General features: G+C 71.1%; 18 protein-coding genes and 1 riboswitch. Of the genes, 4 read left to right on the forward strand and 14 right to left on the reverse strand.

Annotated elements, in window-relative coordinates; translation table 11 throughout:
- Nucleotides 1-6 precede the first annotated feature (6 nt).
- From AB0J74_RS11120 to AB0J74_RS11130, 3 genes are all read right to left on the reverse strand, one after another.
- On the reverse strand, nt 7-726 hold the full coding sequence (locus AB0J74_RS11120; protein WP_363447035.1) for a cobalt transporter: 720 nt from the start codon (nt 724-726) through the stop codon (nt 7-9).
- Nucleotides 723-1,385, reverse strand: coding sequence for a hypothetical protein (locus AB0J74_RS11125; RefSeq protein ID WP_363447037.1), 663 nt, complete (start codon nt 1,383-1,385; stop codon nt 723-725). The genes AB0J74_RS11120 and AB0J74_RS11125 overlap by 4 nt, the downstream gene beginning before the upstream one ends.
- Nucleotides 1,386-1,524: 139 nt before the next feature.
- Nucleotides 1,525-3,177 carry a hypothetical protein gene (locus AB0J74_RS11130; RefSeq protein WP_363447039.1) on the reverse strand — a complete coding sequence of 551 codons (1,653 nt, stop codon included), beginning with the start codon at nt 3,175-3,177 and terminating at the stop codon, nt 1,525-1,527.
- A gap of 445 nt (nt 3,178-3,622) precedes the next feature.
- Here AB0J74_RS11130 and AB0J74_RS11135 point away from each other — a divergent pair, with 445 nt between their 5' ends.
- Complete coding sequence (locus tag AB0J74_RS11135) at nt 3,623-3,988, forward strand: hypothetical protein (RefSeq protein WP_363447042.1); 366 nt, start codon at nt 3,623-3,625, stop codon at nt 3,986-3,988.
- A 180-nt stretch (nt 3,989-4,168) separates the two neighbouring features.
- Nucleotides 4,169-5,419, forward strand: coding sequence for an EAL domain-containing protein (locus AB0J74_RS11140; protein WP_363447045.1), 1,251 nt, complete (start codon nt 4,169-4,171; stop codon nt 5,417-5,419).
- On the opposite strand, the gene AB0J74_RS11145 is transcribed toward AB0J74_RS11140, so the two are convergent.
- Together AB0J74_RS11145 and AB0J74_RS11150 are read right to left on the reverse strand one after the other, a co-directional pair.
- Nucleotides 5,416-6,393 (reverse strand): ribonucleotide-diphosphate reductase subunit beta, encoded by a 978-nt coding sequence (locus AB0J74_RS11145; RefSeq protein ID WP_363447775.1) that lies wholly within the window; start codon nt 6,391-6,393, stop codon nt 5,416-5,418. The two genes, AB0J74_RS11140 and AB0J74_RS11145, sit on opposite strands and share 4 nt — an antisense overlap.
- A 17-nt stretch (nt 6,394-6,410) precedes the next feature.
- Nucleotides 6,411-8,777: a ribonucleoside-diphosphate reductase subunit alpha gene (locus AB0J74_RS11150; protein WP_363447047.1), complete on the reverse strand. Its 2,367-nt coding sequence runs from the start codon at nt 8,775-8,777 to the stop codon at nt 6,411-6,413.
- Between the two features lie 115 nt (nt 8,778-8,892).
- Nucleotides 8,893-9,105, reverse strand: a riboswitch (cobalamin riboswitch).
- Between the two features lie 169 nt (nt 9,106-9,274).
- Between AB0J74_RS11150 and AB0J74_RS11155 the strand changes: the two genes are divergently transcribed.
- On the forward strand, nt 9,275-10,273 hold the full coding sequence (locus AB0J74_RS11155; protein WP_363447049.1) for an RNA polymerase subunit sigma-70: 999 nt from the start codon (nt 9,275-9,277) through the stop codon (nt 10,271-10,273).
- Between the two features lie 39 nt (nt 10,274-10,312).
- Here AB0J74_RS11155 and AB0J74_RS11160 read toward each other — a convergent pair whose 3' ends face one another.
- The 5 genes from AB0J74_RS11160 to map all read right to left on the reverse strand — a co-directional run bounded on the left by AB0J74_RS11160 (nt 10,313) and on the right by map (nt 17,400).
- Nucleotides 10,313-10,876, reverse strand: a complete 564-nt coding sequence (locus tag AB0J74_RS11160; RefSeq protein WP_363447050.1) for a dihydrofolate reductase family protein — start codon at nt 10,874-10,876, stop codon at nt 10,313-10,315.
- A gap of 133 nt (nt 10,877-11,009) precedes the next feature.
- Nucleotides 11,010-12,014 (reverse strand): methylmalonyl Co-A mutase-associated GTPase MeaB, encoded by a 1,005-nt coding sequence (gene meaB, locus AB0J74_RS11165; RefSeq protein ID WP_363447052.1) that lies wholly within the window; start codon nt 12,012-12,014, stop codon nt 11,010-11,012.
- A 152-nt stretch (nt 12,015-12,166) separates the two neighbouring features.
- Nucleotides 12,167-14,377 (reverse strand): methylmalonyl-CoA mutase, encoded by a 2,211-nt coding sequence (gene scpA, locus AB0J74_RS11170; protein ID WP_363447054.1) that lies wholly within the window; start codon nt 14,375-14,377, stop codon nt 12,167-12,169.
- The gene (locus tag AB0J74_RS11175; RefSeq protein ID WP_363447056.1) at nt 14,374-16,437 is read right to left on the reverse strand and encodes a methylmalonyl-CoA mutase family protein; all 2,064 of its coding nucleotides are present in this window, start codon (nt 16,435-16,437) and stop codon (nt 14,374-14,376) included. Before AB0J74_RS11175 ends, scpA begins: the two co-directional genes overlap by 4 nt.
- 147 nt (nt 16,438-16,584) lie before the next feature.
- Entirely contained in the window at nt 16,585-17,400 is an 816-nt protein-coding gene (map, locus tag AB0J74_RS11180) for a type I methionyl aminopeptidase (RefSeq protein WP_363447058.1), read from the reverse strand.
- A gap of 64 nt (nt 17,401-17,464) precedes the next feature.
- Here map and AB0J74_RS11185 point away from each other — a divergent pair, with 64 nt between their 5' ends.
- Nucleotides 17,465-17,731, forward strand: a complete 267-nt coding sequence (locus tag AB0J74_RS11185; RefSeq protein WP_363447060.1) for a helix-turn-helix transcriptional regulator — start codon at nt 17,465-17,467, stop codon at nt 17,729-17,731.
- Here the strand turns inward: AB0J74_RS11185 and AB0J74_RS11190 are convergent.
- Genes AB0J74_RS11190 through AB0J74_RS11205 form a run of 4 tightly spaced genes read right to left on the reverse strand, consistent with a single transcriptional unit; the run spans nt 17,728 to nt 22,808 of the window.
- Nucleotides 17,728-19,701, reverse strand: coding sequence for a beta-galactosidase (locus tag AB0J74_RS11190; RefSeq protein ID WP_363447062.1), 1,974 nt, complete (start codon nt 19,699-19,701; stop codon nt 17,728-17,730). The two genes, AB0J74_RS11185 and AB0J74_RS11190, sit on opposite strands and share 4 nt — an antisense overlap.
- Nucleotides 19,698-20,513, reverse strand: coding sequence for a carbohydrate ABC transporter permease (locus tag AB0J74_RS11195; RefSeq protein WP_363447064.1), 816 nt, complete (start codon nt 20,511-20,513; stop codon nt 19,698-19,700). Before AB0J74_RS11195 ends, AB0J74_RS11190 begins: the two co-directional genes overlap by 4 nt.
- Nucleotides 20,510-21,448 (reverse strand): sugar ABC transporter permease, encoded by a 939-nt coding sequence (locus tag AB0J74_RS11200; protein ID WP_363447066.1) that lies wholly within the window; start codon nt 21,446-21,448, stop codon nt 20,510-20,512. The genes AB0J74_RS11195 and AB0J74_RS11200 overlap by 4 nt, the downstream gene beginning before the upstream one ends.
- Nucleotides 21,449-21,455: 7 nt before the next feature.
- On the reverse strand, nt 21,456-22,808 hold the full coding sequence (locus AB0J74_RS11205; protein ID WP_363447068.1) for a sugar ABC transporter substrate-binding protein: 1,353 nt from the start codon (nt 22,806-22,808) through the stop codon (nt 21,456-21,458).
- Between the last annotated feature and the right edge of the window lie 15 nt (nt 22,809-22,823).

Below are 22,823 nucleotides of genomic sequence, written 5' to 3' on the forward strand. Positions count from 1 at the left end.
CTCTCTTTATGCGGTGAGTTGGATCGCGGCGACGGTGGTGAGACCGGCGCCGAAGAGCGTGATGCCGGCCGCGGCCAGCAGCGGGGCCGCCCGGGTGGCGAGGCGCAGGGCGGCGTGCGTGCGGGCACCGCGGGTGACGACGGTGCTGCCGCCGATCGCGAGCAGGCCGACACCGAAGAGCACGACGGCCATCCCGGCGCCGAACACGAGGACCAGCAGCAGTGCGAAGCCGGCTCGGCCGAGGAACAGGCCGGTGACGAGCACGAGGAACGCCGCCGGCGACGGGGTCAGGCCGCCGGAGGCGCCGAGCACGAGCAGGCCGGGCCGCCGGCCGTGGTCGTGGTGGTGGTCGTGGCTGTGGCCGCTCGCGTGGCTGTGGCTGTGGCGGCGGAAGAGCCAGAGGCCGGTGCCGACCACCAGGAGCCCGGCTGCCAGTTCGAGCCAGCGGGTCAGGTCCTGCATGCGGATCAGGTCCGAAAGGGACAGGAACGTCCAGGCCAGACCGATCACGAGTACGGACAGCGTGTGCATCGCCGCGACCGACCCGCCGAGCCAGGCCGCGTCCCGGACCCGGCCGCGCGAACCGACGAGGTAGGCGGCCGCCAGACTCTTGCCGTGCCCCGGCGTCACGGCGTGGCCGGCGCCGGCGACGAAGGCGAGTCCGAACGCGAGCGGTGTCACGCCCGGCGCATGGATGGCGGCCTGCAGCTGGTCGGCGACGGTCATGCGGCCACCCGTCGGCGCAGCGCGACCGCGGCCGCCGCGACCACCAGCAGGCCGGCGACAACAGCGCCGAGCTGGAGGGCCGCGCCGCGGCCGGATCCCGCGTCGACGGCGCCGAGGGTCCAGTCATGGGAGTAGGCGTCGGAGGTGTAGACCGCCCGCGCGCCGCCCGGGCCCGTGGCCAGGGTGTGGTAGGCGGGATTGAGGTCGGTGAGCGTTCGCACCGCCACGGTGGCCACCTCGACCGCGGCCGGGCAGGTGTAGTCGATCGAAGCGCCGCCGCCGGCCAGGTCGTCGGGCGCCGTGACACGGCCGGCACAGGCCTGCCCGTCGCTGCTGACCGTGACCTGCTTGAGCAGGTAGTCGGCGAAGGCCGGCGACGGACCGATCGCCTTCGCGTCGGAGTCCTCGTAGAACACCGCGCCGTCGAGCAGCACCCGGTCCTGCGGCAACAGGCCGAGCGCGACGCCGAGGACGGTCAGGTCGTCGAGCCCGCCCACCTTCCACCGGACCCGCACGACCTCGGGCCGGGCGGGGTCCGCGGCGATCGCCACGGTCTGCGGGTCGCCGAAGGGGTGCGCGCCGGCCGGTGCGGGCAGCGCGAACACGGCGGCGCAGGCCAGGGCACAGGACAGGCCGACGAGACGGCCGCGGAGGGGCACGGAACAGCGCTCCAGCTACGAGTGGGGTTCGGGCAGCGCTGAGTCTGTGCCGGTTGGATGAAACCGCGGGGCTCGGAGCGGTGATCAGCAGGAAAGCCCAACGTGAACAATTAGGTGATCATCGCTGGGTCGGCGGTCCTCAGTAGATCTCGAGGCAGGGGTCGCCAGTGCGTGCGGGTCGCGGGGTCGGTGGCACCTGCTCCAGCTCGACGAGCGCCCACGAGTGCGGACCGACGCGATCGGTCGGGGCCTCGTGTCGCTCCTTGACGCTGCCCATCGCGTCGAGGGCGCGCAGCGTGACGTCGAAGCTGTCCTTCGGGCTGACGTTGCTGAGCTGGCCCTGCACGTAGAACACCCGTTTGGCGTCGCCGATCAGGTCGTAGAGCCGGCGTTCCTTGTCGTCGGGCCGGTCGAGGCGGCACAACCGCACGTGGTAGACCGGCACGTCGATGCCGAGCAGCGGCCGATACCACGTGGTGACGGCGTTGCCGAAGTAGTAGACCAGCACCTTGTCGCCCGGTCGGATCTGATCGGCGATGTCGCTGAGCCCGTAGCGCAGGCCTTCCTTGCCGAGCGGGTGGGCGATCTCCTCCGGCACGAGTCGGGCACCGGGCCGGGCGATCGCACCGACCGCCGCCAGCAGCACGACCGAGGCCACGGCCGCGACGAGATGACGGCGGTGCCGGCCCAGCCCGGCGGCGGCCCGCACCAACCCGTCGACGCCGGCCACGACCAGGATCACGGCCGGGGCGATCAGATACATCGCGGGCCGCTGGACCACCGGATAGCCACGGGCGGCGCCGCCGCCGATCGCGGCCAGGAAGAGCATCACCAGCAGCGCGGCCCACAGCCGGCGGCGCCGCCAGAGTGCCACCGCACCGACCAGCATGAACGGCAGCACGAGCCAGGGCAGGTCCCAGTTCATCGGCGAGGCGACGAACCTGCCCCACATGAACGGGAACCACGCGAGGAACTCCCCCGGGCTCGCGCCCTCCGGCGCCGTACCCCCGACGAAGTAGTCCGTCTGGTGTGGATAGAACGAGAACCGGTGTCGCCGGTAGACCAGATAGGCGGCGGTGGCGCCGGCCGGAGTGGACAGTGCGGCCAGCCAGCCCGCGTCGACCCAGGCCCGGCGCAGCAGGTGCAGGCCGGCCAGGGCCGCGGTGACGGCGGCGACGACCAGGATCGCGCTGTAGGAGACGAACACCGCCACTCCCGTGACGCCGACCCACGGCACGGCCCGCCACCAGCCACCCCACCCGGTCCAGCGCAGGGCCTGGTAGGCCCACGCGGCCAGCACGAGCAACGCCAGGGCGATGCCGGCTTCCCAGCTGTACTGCTTGACCTCCCCGGCATAGACCAGCAGCATCGGCGAGGCCACCAGCAGCGCCGCGACCGCCACCGCGCCGGCCCGGCCGATCGCCCGCCGCGCGATCAAGGTGCCCAGGACCAACACGGCCAGCGCGCCGAGATAGGCCGGCAGCCGGAGCACCCGGTCGCCGGAGCCGACCTGCTCGAGCAGCGTCTTCTCCAGCCACAGCCAGCCGACCGGCGCGACCTGGTCGTAGGTGAGGTGGGCGGTCAGCTGGAAATAGGAACGGGTCAGATTGTTGGCGATGCCGGCTTCGTCTTTCCACATCCCGAGCGCGACCCACCAGACGCGGGTGGCGCCGACGATGCCGACGGCCAGCACCAGCGGGAGCGCGATGCGATAGCACCATTCGCCGACCCGGCCCGCCGCTTTGTCGCCGGATGGTGTTTCGGTTGGACCTGCCCCCGTGAGCGTTGCCACCTGGGCAGTATCCGCGCGGCCCTCGCGGATGTCAGTCCGGAAGCCGCCTTCTCCTGCTGTCTGCTCAACATTCGGCCGACGTTGTCAGGCGCGAAGAACTCAACGGGTGATGTGATACCGGAATTGAGCCGTGCGAACGCGTCCATAATGCCCTGTGCGGTGATGAAGTCCCGGCTGTAGCCAGCGTCGCCGACAAGTGCCCAGCCGGGGCCCTATGGGTGCCGGAAGTAGTTCGGCACCGACGCGCCGACCAGCCACTCCTGGCGCCTGGCGGCGCGGATCTGCTCGGCGAACGCGGGACAGTTGTCGAACATGGACAGCAGGTCGGCATCGAGGACCGGTGGCCCTGGCGGGCCAGCAGGAGCGCGAGCGGCGAGCCCGCGCAGCGCGCACCCGCCACGATGGAGGGATCATCCTGCGCTGTCGAGGGCGTAGGTTCACAGGTGTGACAGAGCCACGGGTGCTGGTGATCGGGCTGGATCCGGCCGCCATCGACGGTTGGGACCCGGCCCCGGTGCAGGCGGCGATCGAGCGCGGCCGGGTCCGATTCGACGAGCAGCGCATCGCGGCCGACTATTGCCTGGTCGACCCCGACGGTGACGCCGAGGGCCGGATCGTCGCGGCGCTGACCGGCGCGGTGTACGCCTGCGTGGTGATCGGCGGTGGCATCCGCGGCCACGAGCCGTTGCTCCCGCTTTTCGAGCGGGTGGTCAACCTGGTGCGGCTGCACCAGCCCGACGCGGCGATCGCCTTCAACAGCAGGCCGGACGACTGCGCCGACGCGGCCCGGCGCTGGCTGCCGAGCCCCTAGCAGAGCACCGGATTGAGCGGCCCATCGGCATCCGCTTTCACGTTTTGCTCTGCACCCCTGTGGGAAGCAGCCCCGCCTCGCCCGATATGTCGCGCCTTTAGCGCTTTATCGCTCTAAAAGGCGAATTCGATTAACCGAATTGGTGGTTGTGGGGCGGCCGTCGCGGGGAGGCTCGAAGGTATGGGCTTCGAGGTCGAGCTGCCACCCGACGAGGAATTCGACGAGATCATGCGGGAGCAACTCATCGAAATGGAGTTCCAGCCGGTCGTGTCCCTGGTCGACCAGCGACCGGTCGGCTACGAAGCCTTCGCGCGCGGACCCGAGGGCCGGCTGCGCACCCCGGCCGCGCTGTTCGAGGCCGCCGCCGAGGCGGGTCGGTCGATCGAACTCGACCAGCTGTGCGCGACGCTGGCGACCCGGGCGTTCCGCGCGGCGTCGATGCCCGAGCTCGCGCTGTTCGTCAACTTCAACCCCGACACGCTCAGCACCGAAACAGACGGGGTCGCGCCGGCGTACGCGGATCTGATGGCCGACAGCAACGTGGTCGTGGAGATCACCGAGAAGGCCGTCACCCGCCGGCCCGCCGGGCTGCTCGACGCCGTGGGCGACGCGCGGCGCAAGACGGCCCGGATCGCGCTCGACGACATCGGCATCGACCCGGCCAGCCTGGCCGCGATGCCGCTGATCAACCCTGACGTGATCAAGCTGGACCGGACCATCACCCAGAGCGCCTCGACCGACTCGCACGTGGTCAACGCCGTCCTCGACGACGCCCGGCGGCGCGGTGCGCAGATCGTCGCGGAAGGGGTCGAGCGGCCCGAACACATCGACGTCGCGCGGTCGCTCGGGGCGACCTTCGCGCAGGGCTGGCTCTTCGGCCGGCCCGGGCCCTTGCCGACCGACATCCGCCCCTCCGACCAGCCGCTCGCGCGGGTGGGCCCGCGGCCGGTCGCCCGGGCCACGCCCTACGACGTGCTCGCCCGGGTCGAGCCGGTCGACCCGACAACGGCGAGCCAACTGCGCGCGATGTCGGCCAGCGTCGAAGAGGAGGCCGCCCGCGCCAACGGGCCCGCGATCCTCGTCGTCAACATCGGCGACCTGCGCCATCTGGCGCCGGACAGCCCGATCACCTACGCCTTCCTGACCAGCCGCGGCATCGAGGTGTTCCTGATCGGCCACGGCGTGCCGTTCACACCGGGTGGCCGGGTGCGCGGCATCCCGATCGCCGCCGACGACCCGCTGCGCGAGGAGCGGACCACCCTGCTGGTCGGCAGCCACTACGGCAGCGGCGTCTTCGCCCGGCAGCGCCGGCACACGGCCGGCACCGACATCACGTTCGACGCCGGCACCAGCCACGAGTGGGACCGCGTCGTCGAGGCCACGCTCCCACTCGTCAGCAGGGTCAAGAACGAACCGATCGACGACGACTAGAAGTCGTCGTCGAACGTGACGGTGCCGGTGACGCCGACCTGGTAGGCCGACACCCTGCGCTCGAAGAAGTTCGACAGCTCCTGCACGTCCTGCAACGCCATGAAGTCGAACGGGTTCTTCGCGCCGTAGAGCTCGGGCAGGCCGAGTTGGGCCAGCCTGCGGTCGGCGACGTGCTCCAGATAGGTGCGCATGTCGGCGACCGACAGGCCGGGCACTCCCCCGCCCAGCAGGTCTTCGGCGAACTGCGCCTCGCAGTCGACCGCCTCGGCCAGCATTCGCCGCACGGACGCGGCCATCTCGTCGTCGAAGAGGTCCGGCTCCTCGGCACGCACGACGTCGACCACGTCGAACGCGAACGCCATGTGCATCGACTCGTCGCGGAACACCCAGTTGGTTCCCGACGCCAGACCGTGCAGCAACCCGCGGGAGCGCAGGAAGTACACGTACGCGAAAGCGCCGTAGAAGAACAGCCCTTCGATGCAGGCCGCGAAGCAGATCAGGTTGAGCAGGAACGCCCGGCGGTCGTCGCGGGTCTTGAGCTCGCGTAGCGCGAAGACCGAGTCGATCCACTGGAAACAGAACTCCGCCTTGCGCCGGATCGACGGAATGTTCTCCACCGCGGCGAACGCCTCGAACCGCTCCTGCTCGTCGGGCACGTACGTGTCCAGCAGGTTGAGATAGAACTGCACGTGTACGGCCTCTTCGAAGAGCTGCCGCGACAGGTAGAGCCGCCCCTCCGGGGAGTTGACGTGCTGGTAGAGGTTGAGCACCAGGTTGTTGGCGACGATCGTGTCGCCGGTCGCGAAGAAGGCCACCAGGCGCGAGACCAGGTGCCGTTCGGCCGGCGACAGCTTGGCCAGGTCGGCCAGGTCGGTGTGCAGGTCGACCTCTTCGACCGTCCACGTGTTCTTGATGGCGTCCCGGAACCGGTCGAAGAACGCCGGATAGCGCATGGGTCGAAGGGTCAGGTCCATACCGGGGTCGAGCAGAGTCACTGGCACGCCTCGCAGCTCTCGGGGTTTTCGAGCGAGCAGGCCAGGGCCTCGGCGTCGGCGACGACAGCCACCGGGGCGATGGCGACCGTCGCCTGCTGGATCCGGGTCGCGGGGCGCGACCTCAGGTAATAGGTGGTCTTCAGCCCGGCTTTCCAGGCGTGGAGATACATCGAGGAGAGCTTGCCGATGGTCGGCGCGCTCAGGAACAGGTTGAGCGACTGCGACTGGTCGATGTAGGGCGCCCGGGCGGCGGCCACGTCGATCAGCGCCCGTTGCGGCAACTCCCACGCGGTGCGGAACAACTCCCGGACGTCGGCGGGCAGTTCCGCGATGTCCTGCACCGAACCCTCGGCCCGCTTGATCCGCTCGCGGATCGGTGCGGTCCACAGGCCCAGCGCCTTCAGCTCACGTACCAGATAGGTGTTGATCTGCATGAACTCGCCGGACATGGTCTCACGCTTGAACAGGTTGGAGACCTGCGGCTCGATGCACTCGTAGCAGCCGGCGATCGACGCGATGGTGGCCGTCGGCGCGATCGCGACCAGCAACGAGTTGCGCAGTCCGGACGCGGCGATGCGCGAGCGCAGCGCGGCCCACCGACCGGTCTGGGTGGGCGTCGCGCCCCACAGGTCCGGGTGCAGCACGCCCTGCGCGGCGCGGGTCTCGGCGAATGCGGGGTGCGCGCCGAACTCCTCGGCCAGCCCGGCGGAGGTCTCCAGCGCGGTCAGCAGGATCTCCTCCTGGATCCGGGTGGACAGCTCCTTGGCCGCCTCGGAGTCGAACGGCAGCCGCCGCGCGAAGAACACGTCCTGCAGGCCCATCAGCCCGAGCCCGACCGGCCGCCAGCGCGGGTTCGACGCCGCCGCCTGCGCCGACGGGTAGTAGTTGATGTCGATCACCCGGTCGAGGAAGACGACCGCGGTGCGGACCGTGTCGCGCAGCCGCTCCCAGTCGACCCCGTCGGGGCCGAGGTGCGCGCCGACGTTGATCGAGCCGAGGTTGCAGACCGCCGTCTCCTCGTCGGAGTTGACCTCGAGGATCTCGGTGCACAGGTTGGAGAGGTGGATGCTGTTGCCGGGCGCGCCGGTCTGGTTGGAGAGCTGGTTCGACCGGTCCTTGAAGGTGATCCAGCCGTTGCCGGTCTGGGCCAGCGTGCGCATCATCCGGCCGTACAGGTCGCGGGCCTTGACCGTCTTGACGGCCTTCTTCTCCGCGGCCCGGTAGGCGTCGTCGAACGCCTCGCCGAACAGGTCGGGCAGTTCCGGCGCGTCGGAGGGGTCGATCAGCGACCAGTCCTCGTCGGCCTCGACCCGGCGCATGAACTCGTCGGGGATCCAGTTGGCCAGGTTGAGGTTGTGCGTACGCCGGGAGTCTTCGCCCGTGTTGTCGCGCAGTTCGAGGAACTCCTCGACGTCGGGGTGCCACGGTTCGAGGTAGACGCAGGCGGCGCCCTTGCGCCGGCCGCCCTGGTTGACCGCGGCTACGCCGGCGTCGAGCGTCTTCAGGAACGGCACGATCCCGTTGGATGTGCCGTTGGTGCCCCGGATCAGCGCGCCCCGGCCGCGGACCCGTGACCAGGAGATGCCGATGCCGCCGGAAAACTTGGAGAGCTTCGCCACCTGGTGGTAGCGCTCGTAGATCGAGTCCAGCTCGTCGCGAGGCGAGTCGACCAGGAAGCACGACGACATCTGGGTGTGCCGGGTGCCGGAGTTGAACAGCGTCGGCGAGCTGGGCAGGTAGGCCAGGCTCGACATCAGGCGGTAGAAGCCGATCGCCTCGGCCGGCGTGGTCGACAGGCCACACGCGACGCGCAGCAGCCAGTATTGCGGCGTCTCGACCACGAGCCGGGTCCGGGGGTGGCGCAGCAGGTAACGGTCGGCGACCGTACGCAGGCCGAAGTATTCGAAGCGCTGGTCACCGGCCGGGTCGACGGCGTCGTCCAGCTTGCGCGCGTTACGCGCCACGAACTGCGCGGTCTCGTCGCCGATCAGACCCTGGTCGTACGCGTACCGGATCGATTGGCTGAAGCTCGCGACCCCCTGCCCGCGCACCTCTTTGTCCACATAGGCCGCCAGCAGCCGGGCCGCCAGTCGCGAATACTGCGGCTCCTCGCCGATCAGCTCAGCGGCGGTCTGGATCGACAGCTTGTCGAGCTCGGCGGTGGTGGCACCGTCGTAGAGCCCGCTGATCGTCTTGGTCGCCACCCGCATCGGGTCGACCTCGTCAAGGTCGCCGACCCACCGCTCGACCGCCCTCACGATCTTGTTGACGTCGACCGCTTCCAGGTCGCCGTTGCGCTTGCGCACCTGCATCACGTGCCGGCGCTGCTCCGGCACCGCCGTCTTCTCCTGCGTGACCGTCATGGGTCCCCCTCCTACCGCCTCGATGGCCGCCGGACGCGCAGGAAGACGCCGCCGGCCCGCAGGGGGTCGGCTCGTGGCGTCGACCGTCCCACGCGGCCGCAGGCCGCCGCACGCCGGGGGCGTGCGGCGCGCTGGCAGGTCTTCGGACTCGCGGGCGTCACCGGCGTCATTGCCGGCGTCTCCTACTGACCGTCGCTTCCCAGGCCCGGGCCCAGTGCTTCGTTGACGGCGGTCGTTCCCACTCACCGCTGCGGGGCAGTCCCGGTTTCACACCGGGTTCCCTGTTGCCTCGACCCTCGCGGGCCGAACCAGCTGCGAGAGACACCATATATGGGTGCCACCCCGAAACAGCAACACCAGATGCTGTGTCGGCGTGTCGCGGTGGATCACGTCACGTCAGGTGCGCCGCTGGCGCGGGTCGGCCCGCACCGATCAGAATCCTTCCCCTTCGTCGTCGGTTGTGATGACCGACCGACCCGGTGGAAGGATGGACGACCATGACCGACGCTGAACCGCTGGGCGCTGACGAGGCCACGATCGTCGCGGTGGTTCGCTCAGGCGATCCGGCGCGGTTCGCTCTCATCACCGAGCGCCACCGCCGTGAGCTGCAGGTGCATTGCTACCGGATGCTCGCGAATTATGAGGACGCCCGGGACCTGACGCAGGAGACGTTCCTGCGAGCGTGGAACAAGCGCGAGTCGTTCAAGGGCCACGCGGCGCTACGGACCTGGCTCTACCGGATCGCGACGAACGCCTGCCTCGACTTCCTGGAGAAGCGCAACGACCGCACACCCGTGCTGGCCGACGTCGGCTCCGAGGTGCTCTACCTGCAGCCGTACCCCGACCGGATGCTCCCCGAGGACCCGCAGGAATCGGCGGTGGCGCGAGAAACGATCGAGCTGGCGTTCATCGTCGCCGTGCAGCACCTGCCGCCGCGGCAGCGGGCCGTGTTCATCCTGCGCGACGTCGTCGGCTGGCCGGCGGCGCGGGCCGCCGACGCCCTCGAGCTGACCGTCGCATCGGTGACCAGCGCACTGCAGCGGGCCCGGGTGACGATGCGCCAGCAGCTGCCTGACCGCCGCCTCGACTGGCGCAGACCCGCCACCCACGAGCTGTCGAACGACGAGCGCGGCGTGGTGAAGTCGTATATCGACGCCCACGAGCGCAACGACCTCGACGGGCTGATCTCCCTGCTCCGCGACGACCTGCGCTTCGTGATGCTGCCCGACGCGGGCACCTCGGTCGTCACGGCCAAGGACGCGGTGGACGGCTGGGTCTCCGCCGGGCTCTTCCAGCCCGGCTACGACGACTGGCGCTGTGTCACCACGATGGTCAACCGCATGTCCGCCGCCGCGCTTTACCTGCGCACCCCCGACGACGGGGCGTACCGCTTGTTCACCATGGCGGTCCTGCACGTCGTCGACGGGAAGATCGCCGAGCTCACCGGATTCGACGCGGCCGACAAACCATGGCTGGGCCTGCCCCCGACGCTGTGATCGCGACCGGGCCGCACGCGCCGAGCAGATGGCCCGTGCTCATCGCCTCGTCTCGTATCGGGTCAGCAGGACGCCGCCGGGAAATGTCCGCGTCTCCACGAGGTTCAGTTTCACCCAGCTGTCCAGCGCGGTGAAGAACGGTGTGCCGCCGCCCACCAGCACCGGAGCGGTGACCAGCACGTACTCGTCGATCAACCCGGCACGCATGGCCGCCCCGGCCAGTGTCGCGCCGCCGATGTCCATCGGGCCGGCGTCCTCTGTCTTGAGTCGGGTGATCTCGGCGACCGCGTCGCCGGTGGCCAGGCGCGAGTTCCAATCGACCGTGCTGATCGTCGAGGAGAACACGACCTTTGGCATGTCCCGCCAGCGGCCGGCGAACTCGATCTCCGCCTGTGTGGCGCCGGGTCGCTGGTCGGCGGTCGGCCAGTCGGAGCTCATCGTCTCCCACAGCTTGCGCCCGTACAGCGCCAGGCCCGTCGTCGCCACCCGGTCGGACCAGAACTGGAACAGCTCGCCGCTCGGCGACGAATCGGGTCCGTCACCCCCACTCCAGCCGAGGTCGTCGCCGGGCGCGGCGATGTAGCCGTCCAACGTCACATTCATGGCAAAGGTCAGTTTCCGCACCGTGGCAGCCTCTCGTGGATCGGACTTTGTAGGTACAGACGGGCCCGGCGCGAAAAGCTAATCGGTGCACGACCGGCGCCGCCGCGGATCCAGGCCGTGCCGGGTTCGCGCCCTACCCGATGGAAGGGTCCGGCTTGCCGAAGACGCCCAGGATCTGGTCGGCCGCCGCGGCCGGCGTCAGCCCGCCGGCGCGGACCTGATCCTCCAGGCCTGGCGCGAGCGCGGCGACGTCGGCGTGGTGGCGCAACTGGTCGAGCAGCCGCGCTCGGATCGTCGCCCACATCCAGGCCACCTGCTGCGCGCCGCGCCGCCGGTAGAGGTCGCCGGAAGCGGCCAGCCATTCGTGGTGCCGGACGACGTGGTCCCACAGGGCGGCGATCCCGTCGCCGTCGAGGCCGCTGCAGGTGAGCACCGGCGGCTGCCAGGCATCCTCCGGCGCGCGCAGCAACCGCAGGGCGGACGACAGCTCACGCGCGGCCTTCTCGGCCTCTGTCGCGTGTGGACCGTCGGCCTTGTTCACCGCGATGACGTCGGCGAGCTCGAGCACACCCTTCTTGATGCCCTGGAGCTGGTCGCCGGTGCGGGCCAGCGTGAGCAACAGGAACGTGTCGACCATCTCGGCGACGGTGACCTCGGACTGGCCGACGCCGACCGTCTCGACGACGACCACGTCGTAGCCGGCCGCCTCGACCACCACGATCGCCTCGCGGGTAGCGTTGGCGACGCCGCCGAGCGTGCCGGCGGTCGGCGACGGACGCACGAACGCGGCCGGGTCGACGGCGAGCCGGGCCATCCGGGTCTTGTCACCGAGGATGCTGCCGCCACTGCGGGTCGACGACGGGTCGACGGCGAGCACCGCGACCCGGTGGCCAGCGGCTGTCAGTTGGCTGCCGAGGGCGTCGATGAAGGTGGACTTGCCGACGCCGGGCACGCCGCTGACGCCGACCCGCCGGGCGCCGCCGGCGTCCGGCGCCAGCAGGGTCAGCAGTTCCTGCGCCCGGGCGCGATGGTCGGGCCGGGTCGACTCGACCAGCGTGATCGCCCGCGCCACCGCCGCGGTGGCGCCGGCCCGCACCCCGGCCGCCAGTTTGTCGACCTCGACCGCCGGGCGGGTCATCCTGCCGCCTCGGACCACGACCACCGACAGACCCGGCCGCGCCCGCTCACGCCGTGGCCTCGTTCGCCCACGAGCGACCGTGGACCTGGCCGTGCCCGCTCACGCTGCCGCCTCGCTCGCCCACGAGCGACCGTGGACCTGGCCGTGCCCGCTCACGCGGCCTGCGGGTGGCCGAGGCGGGCGGACATGTCGGCGAGCAACTCGATCGCGGCGTCGGCGAGCACCGTGCCGGGCGCGTAGATCGCCGCCGCGCCGGCCTCGCGTAGGGCCGCGTAGTCCTGCGGCGGTACCACGCCACCCACAATGATCATGATGTCGGGGCGGTCCAGGGCGGCGAGTTCGTCGCGCAGCGCCGGCACCAGGGTCAGGTGGCCGGCGGCCAGCGAGTTGACGCCGACCACGTGCACGTCGGCCTCGACGGCCTGGCGGGCCACCTCGGCCGGCGTAGAGAACAGCGGGCCCACGTCGACGTCGAAGCCGAGGTCGGCGAACGCCGTCGCGACCACCTTCTGGCCGCGGTCGTGGCCGTCCTGGCCCATCTTGGCGACCAGGATGCGGGGCTGGCGGCCTTCGGCCTCGGCGAACGCCGCCGCGGCCGCGCGGGCCTTCTCGATGTTGGACACCTGGCCGGCCTCCTGCCGGTAGACGCCGGAGATGGTGCGGATCCGCGCGGTGTGCCGCCCGTACACCGTTTCCAGCGCGTCGGAGATCTCACCGACGGTCGCCTTCGCCCGGGCGGCGTCGATGGCCAGCGCGAGCAGGTTCTGCCCGAGGCCGTCCTCGCGGGTGCCGTCGGCGGCCGCGGCCGCGCCGCGGGTCAGCGCCGCCAGCGCGGCCCGGCACGCGTCGTCGTCGCGTTCGGCCCGCAGCCGGCGCAGCTTCTCGATCTGGCTGGCCCGCACCGCCCGGTTGTCGACCTTGAGGACCTCGATCGGCTCGTCCGTGTCGACCCGGTACTTGTTGACGCCGATCACCGGCTGCCGGCCGGAGTCGATCCGGGCCTGGGTGCGGGCCGCGGCCTCCTCGACACGCAGCTTCGGGATGCCCTCGTCGATCGCGCGGGCCATCCCGCCCGCCGCTTCGACCTCACGGATGTGCTCCCAGGCGCGGGCGGCCAGGTCGTGGGTCAACCGCTCGACGTAGTAGCTGCCGCCCCACGGGTCGATCGCCCGGGTCGTGCCCGACTCCTGCTGCAACAGCAACTGGGTGTTGCGGGCGATCCGCGCGGAGAAGTCGGTCGGCAGGGCCAGGGCCTCGTCGAGCGCGTTGGTGTGCAGCGACTGGGTGTGGCCCTGGGTGGCGGCCATCGCCTCGACACAGGTGCGCATCACGTTGTTGAACACGTCCTGCGCGGTCAACGACCAACCGGACGTCTGGCAGTGCGTACGCAGGCTCAGCGATTTGGGGTTGCCGGGGTTGAACTCCTTGACCAGCTTGGCCCACAGCAGCCGCCCGGCGCGCAGCTTGGCCACCTCCATGAAGAAGTTCATGCCGATGGCCCAGAAGAACGACAGGCGCGGGGCGAACGCGTCGACGTCGAGGCCCGCGTCGCGCCCGGCGCGCAGGTATTCGACGCCGTCGGCCAACGTGTAGGCCAGTTCCAGGTCGGCCGTCGCACCGGCCTCCTGGATGTGGTAGCCGGAGATCGAGATGGAGTTGAACCGCGGCATCCGCTGCGAGGTGTAGGCGAAGATGTCGGAGATGATCCGCATCGAGGGCGCCGGCGGGTAGATGTAGGTGTTGCGGACCATGAACTCTTTGAGGATGTCGTTCTGGATGGTCCCGGACAGCTGCTCCGGCGCGACGCCCTGCTCCTCGGCCGCCACGACATAGAGCGCCAGGACCGGCAGCACGGCGCCGTTCATCGTCATCGACACGCTCATCTTGTCGAGCGGGATGCCGTCGAAGAGTTGCCGCATGTCGTAGATGGAGTCGATCGCGACGCCGGCCATGCCCACGTCACCGGCGACGCGCGGGTGGTCGGAGTCGTAGCCGCGGTGGGTCGGCAGGTCGAAGGCGACCGACAGTCCTTTTTGGCCGGCCGCGAGGTTGCGGCGGTAGAACGCGTTCGACTCCTCGGCCGTGGAGAAACCCGCGTACTGCCGGATCGTCCAGGGCTGAGTGACATACATGGTCGGATAAGGGCCGCGCAGGTACGGCGCGACGCCCGGCATGGTGTCGAGGAAGTCGAGGCCCGCCAGGTCGTCGGCGGTGTAGAGGGTCTTGACGGGGATGGTCTCGGGCGTGGCCCAGACCAGGTCGCCCGGGTCGTGCCCGGTCTCCTGCTTGAAGGCGGCCGGCCACTCGGCCGGGTCGCCCTGCTGGCCACCGTCGAGGGGCAGCGTGGAGAAGTCGGGGATCACTGGGACACCTCGTCCAGGTCTTTCAGAACGGATCGGAGCACGGCGGCCGCGTCGCATCCGGCGTAGAGGTAGCCGTCGACGCCGGGGATGTCGGCGGGCTTGCCGGCCAGCCAGACCGTGGTGACGCCGGCCTCCCGCAGCGCTTGGGCGAGTTCGACGGCCGATTCGGCGTACGCCTTGTCCGTGCCGCAGATGCACGCCACTCGGGCGCCGCTCGCCGCGAAGTCGTCGCTCGCGCGGACGGTGGCGATCCCGCCGGCGGCGAAGAGGTTGGCCGCGAAGCCGGCCCGGGCGCTGTGCTGCGCGACCGGCCCGATCGTGGCCAGCAGCACCCGGGCGCCGTCCGCCCGGTCGCGCAGTTCCTCGAACGGCTCGGCGTAGTGGTGGGTGGGCAGCCCGCCGGCCGGTTCCCGCGGCCATGGCGGGCGGGTCGGCAGCCGCTCGTCGAGGTTGGGGAACTCGCTGACACCGGTGATGGGATCGCGCCGGTGTGCGAGGTTGGCGGCCCGCCGCTGCCAGGTCGCGTCGATCCTGGTCGCGATGACGCCCGTGTCGAGCGCGGCGGTGATGCCGCCGGCCCGCTCGATCTCGGTGAACCACTCCCAGGCCCGCTCGGCGAGGGCGTCGGTGAGCGACTCCACATACCAGGAGCCGCCGGCCGGGTCGACGACCCGACCCAGGCTGGCCTCTTCGAGCAGCAGGGACTGGGTGTTGCGGGCCATCCGGCGGGCGAACCGGTCGGGCCGGCCGAGCCGGTGGTCGAACGGGAGCACGGTGATGGCCTGCGCGCCACCGACGCCCGCGGCGAACCCGGCCAGCGTGGTGCGGAGCAGGTTGACCCAGGGGTCGCGCGCGGTCATCATCGCCGCCGAGGTGACCGCGTGCTGGCGCTGGGCGCCGGCTTCGGGCAGGCCGCAGGCCTCGGCGACCCGGGCCCAGAGGCGGCGGGCCGCCCGCAGCTTGGCGATGCCGAGAAACTGGTCGGCGTTGACGGCGTAGCGGAACTCGAGCTGGCCGAACGCGGCCGCGAGGTCGAGGCCGGCGTCGGTGAACGCGCGCAGATAGGCCACGCCGGTCGCGACCGCGCAGCCGAGCTCCTCGGCGTCGCTGCCGCCGGCGTCGTGGTAGACGGTCGCGTCGACGGTGACCGCCCGGATCCCCGGGGTCTCCGCGGCGCAGCGGATCGCCCAGCGCACCGCCGTCGCCAGGTCGGCCGCGCCGCCGGGACGGAACCCCGCGGCCAAGCCGGCGCCACCGCCCGTGCCCGCGCCTGCCGCCAGGCCGGCGTCGCTGCCTGCCGGCGGGCTGGCGTCGTTGCCTGCCGCTGGACGGGCGTCGTTGCCTGCCGCCAGGCCGGCGTCGCTGCCTGCCGCTGGACGGGCGTCGTTGCCTGCCGCCAGGCCGGCCTCGCTGCCGGCCGCTGGACCGGCGTCGCTGCCTGTCACCAGGCCGGCGCCACCACCTCCCGTGCGGGCGCGACCTCCCGTGCGGGCGCGTTGGCCGATCGGGTCGGCGCCGAGCCCGCCGGAGAGCTGGTCGGCCGCGACGCCGCGCGCTTCGGCGAGCCGCAGCAAGGCCTCGGCGGCCGCGTCGAGCCCGTCTCCGGCGTCGAGCACCACGGCCGCGAGGTCGAGATGGACGCCGCGGAGGGCGACGGCGAGCGCGTCCGGGTCGGCGACCTTCAGCCAGAGCGAGGTGGCGCCGTTCTCCAGGTCGTCGAGCACCGCGGCGTTGGTGGCTTCCGGATCGTCCGGGTCGTCGTGCCGCTGGCGGATGTCCCAGCCGCCGGTGACCGGGCCGGCCGCGCTGGCACCCCGGGTGAACGGGGCCAGGCCGGGCGCGCCGATCGCGGCCGGGCGGGCCGGCCGGGTGTGCAGCGGTGCCACCTCGATGCCGTCGTAGGTGGTGGCGGCCAGGAGATGGTCGACCTCGTCGACGGGGGTGTCGTCGCCGGCCAGGCCGAGCTTGCGCGCGACACCCAGGGCGAGCGCCTGCCACTGCGCGTGCGTGGCGGCCGGGAAGTCGGCCGCGAGCGGCAACTCGTCGGTGGGGGACGTCATGATCGGTTGAACGCTGCCGGCATGGCTGAAGAAACGCCCTCCTGGTCGGTGCGGCTCACCTTTACAACCTGCACTCGGGACCGGCACGTTTCAAGTCGAGCGGATGTGGATTTTGTCGCTCGCGGCGGCGCGGGGTTGCGAAGGTTGTTACAGCTGGGTGCCCCGCTGGGCCGAGTCGGCCGAGGTGCCGCCGGGCACTGGGCGGCGGGTCAGGACCTGCGGGCCTGACTCGGTGACGGCGACGGTGTGCTCGGAGTGGGCCGTGCGGGAGCCGTCGGCGGAGCGGATCGTCCAGCCGTCCTTGTCATAGGTGATCTTGTCGGTGGTCGCGCAGAGCCACGGCTCGATCGCGATCGTGAGCCCGGGTTCGAGCCGCATGCCGCGGCCGGCGCGGCCGTCGTTGGAGACGTGCGGGGCCTCGTGCATGGTGCGGCCGATGCCGTGGCCGCCGAACTCGTGGTTGACGGCGTAGCCGTAGGAGTGGGCGACCGCCCCGATCGCCGCGGAGACGTCGCCGAGGCGGGCGCCGGGCTGGGTGGCGGCGATGCCGGCCGCGAGGGCGACCTCGGTGGCCTCGATCAGCTTCTGGTCGGCCGGGTCGGGTGTGCCGACGATGACCGAGAGCGCCGAGTCGGCGGCCCAACCGTCGATGGCCGCCGCCATGTCGATGCTGAGCAGGTCGCCGTCGCGCAGCACGTAGTCGTGGGGCAGGCCGTGCAGCACCGCGTCGTTGACCGACAGGCACAGCACGTTGCGGAACGGGCCGCGGCCGAAGGCGGGAGCGTAGTCCCAGTAGCAGGACTCGGCGCCGCGCTCCTTGATCCGGCGGCGGGCGTGGTGTTCGAGGTCCATCAGGTTGAGGCCGACCGCGGCGATCCCGCCCAACTCGGCGAGCAGTTCGCCGACGAACTGGCCGGTCACCGCCATCCGGGCGATCTCCTCGGCGGACTTGAGCTCGATCACGACAGCCTCCGTTTTTCGTGCGCGGTATTTTTATACCACGCCCGATCGAGGCTATCCTGCAGGCATGGTTCGCCAACCGCTCACCGCCGACCAGATCGCAGCGGGCCAGCGCCTCGGAGCCGCCCTGCGGGTCGCCCGGGCCGGTCGAAGCCTCGTCGAGGTGGCCCTGGCGGCCGGCATCTCCCCCGAGACGCTCCGCAAGATCGAGGCGGGCCGCCTGCCGGCACCGGCGTTCGGCACCGTGGTCTGCCTGAGCCAGGCCCTCGACGTGCCGCTGGGCGACCTGGCCGACGTCTGGCTGGCTGCGAGGCCCGTCAGCCAGGCCTCCTAGAACACCGCTCCCGAGCGGGCCGGCACAGTCACGCTCGCGCCGCCGCCCACCACCGCCTTCTGATCTTCCTCGGTCCAGTTGACGGCCACCACGACCCGCCCGCCGTCGGGCTTGATCAACACCCGGTGGAGCAGCCCGGGGCCGGATAGCTCCCAGGTCAGGGCCCGGTCGTGGTCGGGTGCGAGCAGGCCGACCACCGCCTCCCGGGTGGCGGCGTCACGAGCCGAGAAATAGCCGAGCGACGGGTACGTGGCCACCAGCACCGCGCCACCCCTGCGCACGATGCCCGGCGTGCCGTCGGAGAAGCTCGCGACCACCTCGCCGCCGGCTACCGTCAGCGTCTCCCGTTGCCACCCGCCCGTCAGCCCGCCCACCGGGGCCGACGTGACGATGTCGGCGTCGACCTGGCGCGCACCGAACAGCGCGGCCAGGCCCGCCCCTGGCACCGAAGGACGGCGCCGGCCCAGGTCGTCGTACTCGCCCGGCGCCGCCTCCGCCACCAGCCTCCCCCCACGACGGACGAAAGCACCGAGCGCGGACCCCAGCGACCGCCCGGCAACGGACGGCATCGGCCAGTAGAGCGACCTCACGTGCGCCGGCACCCCGTCGGCCGCGACCTGATCCGCGTGCAGGATCTCGACCGGCAGGTCCGCGTCGAGCAGCAACCGGTAGGCGCCCAGGACGGCGTCACGGTAGACGGACATCGACCGGTCCGTTGCAAAACTTTGCAAAGCTGTGGCTCGCGAGACCAGGAGCGCTACCGAGCCAGGCTCGGCGACGGCGCCGCCCAGGTCGAGGGAGTGCACTGCGGCCGCGAAATCGGATGCCGCCGCCACCCGCGGCGTCACGCTGCCGTCCGGCGCGCACAGCCCATAACCGGGCGACTCCGGCCCCAGCAGTTCCGGCCGCCACTGCCAGAACACCACCCCGGACGCGCCCGCCGCCAGCGCGTTCCACATCCACAGCGCGACCGTCGACGGCGCGGGATGCGGCGTGCTCCGCCGCCCGTCCCGCCGGCCCCGCCCGCCCTGCAACTCCGCCTGCCAGAACGGTTTCCCGCCGGCGGCACCGCGAGCGGTGTCCAGGTTGAACAGGTGCTCGACGTGGTCGTCACCCATCAGCCAGGTCGGGAAGCTCGACGTTCCGAACAGGTCCACGGGGGACGTCAGGGTGAACTCGTCGAGCGTGTGCGTCGCCAACTGCCCGGTGAACCCGCTCAGTGCGACATGCGTCATCACCGGGTGCGTGGGATCGGCCGCTCGCACCACCGCACACCGCCGCTCCAGCCAGCCGGCCAGGGTGCGGAACCAGTGCGACCGCCAGTCGAGCATGTCGGGCACCGCCTCGAAGAGGCGGGGCGGCTCGACCTGGTCCCACGACGAGAACCGCCGCGACCAGGCCTCGTTGAGCGCGTCGAGAGACCCGTAAGCAGACCGGAGCCCCGAGACGAACCCCGCCACCGAGGCGTCGCAATAACAGTAGAGCCGATCCGGGAAGTAGGACGCCGGCTCGAGGTGCGGCTCGTTCCACACGTCCCACACCCGCAGAGCGGGATGCGCCCGGTAGCGGGAGACCACGGCCGTGAGGAAGGAAGCGGCCGCCTCCCACACCGCGGGGTTGTCGAAACAGAGCCCCGGCCAGCCGCCGCCGGGGGTGTTCATCGCGGCGGTCAACCGTACCGGCTGCTGCTCGTGGTCGTGATAGTGCGCCGCCGGATGCCGCGCCGCCAGCCAGTAGGGCGCGTTCTCCAGGATCGTGTTGACAACCACGCCGAGGCCGTGCCGGTGCGCCAGGTCGAAGAGCCGGTCCAGGTCGGCGAAGTCGATCGCGTCGGGCGTCGGCTGCATCCACGACCAGCAGGCCCAGAGCTTGACGGTGTCGAAACCGGCCGCCCGCATCCGCCCCAGGTCGCGGTCCCAGTCGTCGCGGGGCGGGTTCGGGGGCCGGTAGTACTGCGCGCCGACGATCATCCCTTCACCGCCCCGAAGGTGAGGCCGCGCACCAGGAACCGTTGTGCGGCCAGGCCCAGGAGGAAGACCGGGACCAGCGCGAGCACGGCAGCGGCCGAACTGCCGCCCCAGTCGACGGATACGGTGCCGATGAAGCTGGCCACCCCGATCGGCACGGTCTGGGTCTCGCGCCCGGACAGGACGAGGGCGAAGAGGAACTCGTTCCACGAGAAGAGCAGGCAGAGCACGGCGGTCGCGGCCAGGCCCGGTGCGGTCAGCGGCAGGGCGACCCGCCAGAACGCGCCGAACCGGCCGGATCCGTCGACGAGCGCGGCTTCCTCCAGGTCCGGCGGGAGTTCCTCGAAGAACGACCGCATCATCCAGATGACGATCGGCAGGTTGAACGTGGTGTGCGCGGCGATCAGGGCGAAGTAGGTGCCGAGCAGCTCGGTCCGCTGGAAGATCACGTACATCGGCACGACGAGGGCGACCGCGGGGACCATCCGGGTGAACAGGATGCCGCCGGCCCACAGCTCGCGGCCGCGGACCGGCAGGCGGGCCAACGCGTACGCGGCCGGCACCCCGACCGCCAGCGACAGCGCCGTGCTGCCCAGCGCCACCAGCGTGCTGTTCACCAGGAAGGTCTGGAAATGCAGGTCGCCGAGCACCTTGGCGTAGTTGTCGAAGGTGGGTGTGAAGGCCAGCTTCAGCGACGGCGTGAAGATGTCGGCCGGCACCTTGACCGAGTTGACGACCACGGCCGCGATCGGCACCAGCACGACGAGCAGGAAGGCCACGACGATCGCGTAGCTCGCGACGGTCCACCGTTTCACAGCGCCTCCCGCCGGCGCAGCAACCGGATGTAGAACGCCGAGATCACCAGCACCGTGAGCAGGATGAAAACGCTCAGCGCCATCGCGTACCCCATGTCGAAGTAGGAGAAGCCCGTGCGGTAGGTGTAGAGGCCGATGGTCTCGGTGGACAGCCCCGGGCCGCCCTTGGTGAGCACGAAGACCGTGTCGAAGATCCGGTAGGTGTCCATCGTGCGGAACAGCAGGATCAGCAGGATCTGCGGCACGATCGCGGGAAGCACGATGCTGCGCAGGATCCGCAGGTGGCCGGCGCCGTCGACGCGGGCGGCCTCGAACTGTTCCTCGTTGATCGACAACATGCCGGCATGCATGACCAGCACCACGAACGGGGTCCACTGCCAGACGTCGACGGCGATCAGCGACGGCAGCGCCAGCCCGGACGAGCCGAACCAGCCGATCCCGTTGGGCAGCCCGACCGCACCGCTGAGCTGGGTGACCAGGCCGAACTGGGGATCGAGCAGATAGCGCCAGAGCAGCGCGGTGACGACCGGCGCGATGATCATCGGAAGCAGGATGAGCGCGTTGGCCAGCCGCCGGCCCCGGGTCATCTCGAACAGCGCCGCCGCGACCACGAAACCGAGGACCAACTCGACGCTGATCGCGCCGACCACGTAGACCACGGTGTTGACCAGCGCCCGGCCGACCGTCGCGTCGTGCAGGATCCGCGTGTAGTTGTCGAACCCGACGAACGGCTTCGGCAGGTTGAGGTCGGTCAGCTTCCAGGAGAAGAGCGAGAGCACCAGCGAGTACGCCAGCGGCAGGATGATCAGCACGGCGAGCACCACGAGCGATGGCGTGAGCATGCCGTAGCCGAGCCGGCGGCCGTGGCGCCCGCGGCGCCGGGGCCCGGCCCGGACCGGCGAGTCCACCGGTCCGGGCCGCGTCAGGGTGTCCACCCGTCGATCACCCGCCGAGTGCCGTCGAAACGGCCTGATACATGGCGTCGGCGGCCTGTTCGGGCGTCTTGTTGCCCTGGATCGCCTCCTGCACCGCGAGTTCGATCTGGTCCTGGGCCTTCGGCCAGGCGGCCACGCTCGGCTGCGGGTTGGAGGTCGTCAGGGCCTTGTTCATCGCGTCGAGGAACGGCAGCTTCGCGGCCACGTCGGCGTTGGTGTAGAAGTCCTTGGTCGCGCCGCCGGTGGCCGCCGCGATCGCGACCTTCGCCTGCTGCTCGCCGCTGGTGTACCACTGCAGGAAGGAGTACGCGGCGTCCTGGTTCTCGGACTTCGCCGCGATGCACCAGTTCCAGTAGATGAGCTCCCCGGCCGGCTTGTCGGCGGTGAAGGCCAGTGGTGCGTAGCCCCACTTGCCCGCTGTCGACGACTTGGCCGGGTCTTCCAGGGCCTGCAGCGACGGCGTGGTGCTGATGATCATCGCGGCCTTGCCCTGCGCCGCCGCGGTCGAGGCCTCGTCGACGTGGAAGTTGAGCACGCCGCTGGGCGCGTTCTTCGCCGCCTGCACGTAGAACCGGACGGCGTTGGCGGCGGCGCTCTTGTCGAGAGTGGTCTTGCCGTCGGCGCCGAACCACCAGTTGCCCTGCGCGGTGAGCAGCGAGCCCAGCACGTCGGCGACCGCTCCCCCGCGCTTGCCGGGCAGGGCGATGCCGGCCATGCCGTCCTTGCCGTTGAGCGCGGCCGCGTCGGCGGCGACCTCGTCGAGGGTGGTAGGCGGCTTCAGGTTGTTCTTCTCGAAGACATCCTTGCGGTACGCGAGCACGGTCGTCGAGACGAAGTCAGGCAGGCAGTACTGCTTGCCGTCGTATTTGCCCTGTGCCAGCACGTTGGGCAGGTAGGAGTCGGCCGAGAAGCCGCTCGGGTTGCGCTTCGGGTCGGCCAGCTTGTCGTCGATCGGTGCCAGATAGCCGGCCTTGGCGAACTCGCCGAACCAACTCGGGTGCACGTAGAGGATGTCGTAGCCACCGGCGCCGGCGAGCGCCAGCGCCTGCTTGTCGTGAAGGTTCTCGTAGGGGACGGCGTCGATGTCGAGCGAGCCGCCGGTGTCCTTCGCCCAGGCGGCCGCCGCGTCCTTCTGGCCGCTGGTCCAGGGGTCGCCGGCCCAGCGGGACAGCACGAGCTTGCCGTCGGGGAAGCGACCCATCGGGCCGTCGGCGCTGGCCGGAGCGGCGTTCGGGTCGCCGTCACCGGAGCCGCCGGACCCGCCGGAGCCACCGCTGCCGCAGGCGGCGACCGTCGACGCGACGACCAGGGCGATCGCGAATCCGGACCAGCGCCGGACCTGTCGCTGTGGTCTTGCCATATCCGAATCTCCTTC

It is taken from the genome of Asanoa sp. NPDC049573, from assembly GCF_040676615.1.
Taxonomy (GTDB): domain Bacteria; phylum Actinomycetota; class Actinomycetes; order Mycobacteriales; family Micromonosporaceae; genus Asanoa.

Excerpts from the sequence above, each read along its gene's own strand:
- AB0J74_RS11120 (WP_363447035.1), bottom strand. The coding sequence starts at position 726 with ATGACCGTCGCCGACCAGCTGCAGGCCGCCATCCATGCGCCGGGCGTG.
- AB0J74_RS11140 (WP_363447045.1), top strand. The coding sequence starts at position 4,169 with ATGGGCTTCGAGGTCGAGCTGCCACCCGACGAGGAATTCGACGAGATC.
- AB0J74_RS11145 (WP_363447775.1), bottom strand. The coding sequence starts at position 6,393 with ATGGACCTGACCCTTCGACCCATGCGCTATCCGGCGTTCTTCGACCGG.
- AB0J74_RS11150 (WP_363447047.1), bottom strand. The coding sequence starts at position 8,777 with ATGACGGTCACGCAGGAGAAGACGGCGGTGCCGGAGCAGCGCCGGCAC.
- AB0J74_RS11155 (WP_363447049.1), top strand. The coding sequence starts at position 9,275 with ATGACCGACGCTGAACCGCTGGGCGCTGACGAGGCCACGATCGTCGCG.
- AB0J74_RS11160 (WP_363447050.1), bottom strand. The coding sequence starts at position 10,876 with ATGAATGTGACGTTGGACGGCTACATCGCCGCGCCCGGCGACGACCTC.
- meaB (WP_363447052.1), bottom strand. The coding sequence starts at position 12,014 with ATGACCCGCCCGGCGGTCGAGGTCGACAAACTGGCGGCCGGGGTGCGG.
- AB0J74_RS11175 (WP_363447056.1), bottom strand. The coding sequence starts at position 16,437 with ATGACGTCCCCCACCGACGAGTTGCCGCTCGCGGCCGACTTCCCGGCC.
- AB0J74_RS11185 (WP_363447060.1), top strand. The coding sequence starts at position 17,465 with ATGGTTCGCCAACCGCTCACCGCCGACCAGATCGCAGCGGGCCAGCGC.
- AB0J74_RS11190 (WP_363447062.1), bottom strand. The coding sequence starts at position 19,701 with ATGATCGTCGGCGCGCAGTACTACCGGCCCCCGAACCCGCCCCGCGAC.
- AB0J74_RS11205 (WP_363447068.1), bottom strand. The coding sequence starts at position 22,808 with ATGGCAAGACCACAGCGACAGGTCCGGCGCTGGTCCGGATTCGCGATC.